The organism is Affinirhizobium helianthi (assembly GCF_042680945.1).
Lineage (GTDB): Bacteria > Pseudomonadota > Alphaproteobacteria > Rhizobiales > Rhizobiaceae > Neorhizobium > Neorhizobium helianthi.
In genome coordinates this window covers 1-2,055 of sequence record NZ_JBHUEQ010000034.1, presented here as the reverse complement: position 1 = coordinate 2,055, position 2,055 = coordinate 1, and the positions used below count along the sequence as shown (strand labels likewise).

Below are 2,055 nucleotides of genomic sequence, written 5' to 3'. Positions count from 1 at the left end.
CAAGCCGGAGGTCTCTCCACCACGATGTAAAACTCGTCCAGTCCTCCACCGTAGGTGGAGGTTTACTTTGATTACAATGAAGAAAGGGCCGGCGCTGCCGACCCTTTCCCATTGTCAAACCATTCAAGCTGTCCCCGCCGGGACGCTGCCTCAGGCGGCTCTGTCCGCTGCCCACTTGCGAAGAACCTTGGCAGCACGCTCTTCCGAGATTTCGACCATTCTTGCCAGCCGCTTCTCCGGGCCTTCCTTGACCCGACGGTTGAAGCCGGCATTGGGATCGTCTTCGCCGCCAAACAGATCGTTCGAACTGTCGAAGCCGAAGTCTGCGCCGAAATCCGCACCGAAACCCTCGACGAGCGCCGGATTTGCGCCGGCCGGAGAGAAGTCCGGAAGTTCCAGCCCTGCGGTTTCGCCAGCGGCTTCCGCGGTGACTGTATTGCCGGCCACGCTGCGGACCACCGGACGGACACCGAACCAGACCACAAGGAAGGCGACCAGTACGAAGGCTGCGGAGTTGATGATTCCGCCGAGATTGCGCGTGATCATCTCGCCAATTCCAGGGCCGCTTGCAGCTGCCTGATCGAGAAGCTGGTTCTCCAGGAAGTCCATGGCCGTTACGGTCACGACATCGCCCCGGTCCGCATTCACGCCAGCCGCCGTCGCGACGATCTTCTTCATCTCTTCGAGATAGGCGTCGATCTTCTGCTGGTCAGCCGGCTCACCAACCATCTGGGCGATGCGGCCACGGTTTACGACCACGGCGATCGAGAGCTTTTCGACACGGAAGCCATTGCGGGTGGTGGCAGTGGTCTTCGAGTTGATCTCGTAGTTGGTCTGCTCTTCCTTCTTGTCGGACTGATCCGACGATTCAGGTCCAGTGGCTCCGCCGCCCTGCGGCGCCGCCTGCGGCACATTCTGTTCTACAGTCGTGGCCGAGTCGGATTGGCGCTGTTGCGACTTCTGCGCCTCTTTCGTCACCTTGACCGAGCGCTCGACACGCGATTCAGGGTCATAGACCGTCTCCTGAATCTGCTGGCTATCCGTGTTCAGCACAACGGTTGCGCTGGAGCGGAAGTTATCCATGCCAAGGAAAGGAGCAAGCGCCTTGTCGATATTGCTTTCCATTTCCTGCTGAACGGACTGCACAGCGGACATGGAACGGTTCAGGCTGCTATTGCCGGCTTCATCGCCGGACGCCAGAAGCTGACCTGTCGAATCGAGAATGGTGACGTCGTCCACTTCCAGGCCAGGAACAGCCGAGGCAACCAGATGCCTGATCGAGGCGGCAGCGTTGCGTCCGGCCTCGTTGCTGGCACGGATCATCACCGATGCCGTCGGCTTCTGTCCGGCGCGACGGAAGTTGCCGACATCCGGCATGACAATGTGAACGCGAGCTGCAACCACGCCGCTGATCTGCTGGATCGAGCGTGCGATTTCACCTTCCAGGGCGCGCACCCGCGTCACTTCCTGCATGAAGGAGGTGAGGCCCAGCGAACCGACATTGTCGAAGAGTTCGTAACCGGCATTGCTGCTGTTTGGCAGGCCGCGCTCTGCAAGCATCAAGCGGGCACGGCTGGTCATGCCGACCGGCACCTGCACGCTTTTCCCATCCTGCCCAACGGCAAAACTGATACCTGCTTCCGCCAGCGCGATACTGACCTGGTTAAGGTCGGACGTTTCCAGACCGACATATAGCGTCTCGTAGGAGGGCTTGTTTACAAATAGCGCCGCGGCGACGATAATCGCCATCGACACCACGCCAACACCCCCGAGTGCGAGGAGTTTTGTCTGGCCAAGCGATCCCAGATTTTTCATGACTTGGTTGAATTGAGCTAACAGATTCATTCTGTTCCCGCGCGTCAAATAGGTAAAAGAGCCCTTTGCCCAGGCACAAGCTAGCCAACGAAGCTTGTGCGAGCGTTTCGCCAGGCTGACGAAAGGCAACGCGATCGGGAAGAATCTGCAATTTCTGAAATGGGTCGTGCGGCCTAGGCTCCAGACTCAATTGCTCCACCATGTCACGATAGCTGCGATGTAGCAGGTTGCCGCGAAGTT

The 2,055-nt window shown here is 59.1% G+C and carries 1 protein-coding gene; it reads right to left on the bottom strand.

All coding sequences use genetic code 11. From position 1 onward, the window contains the following. Positions 1-150: 150 nt before the first annotated feature. On the bottom strand, positions 151-1,845 hold the full coding sequence (gene fliF, locus ACFSE1_RS17610; RefSeq protein ID WP_377404317.1) for a flagellar basal-body MS-ring/collar protein FliF: 1,695 nt from the start codon (positions 1,843-1,845) through the stop codon (positions 151-153). Positions 1,846-2,055: the final 210 nt, after the last annotated feature.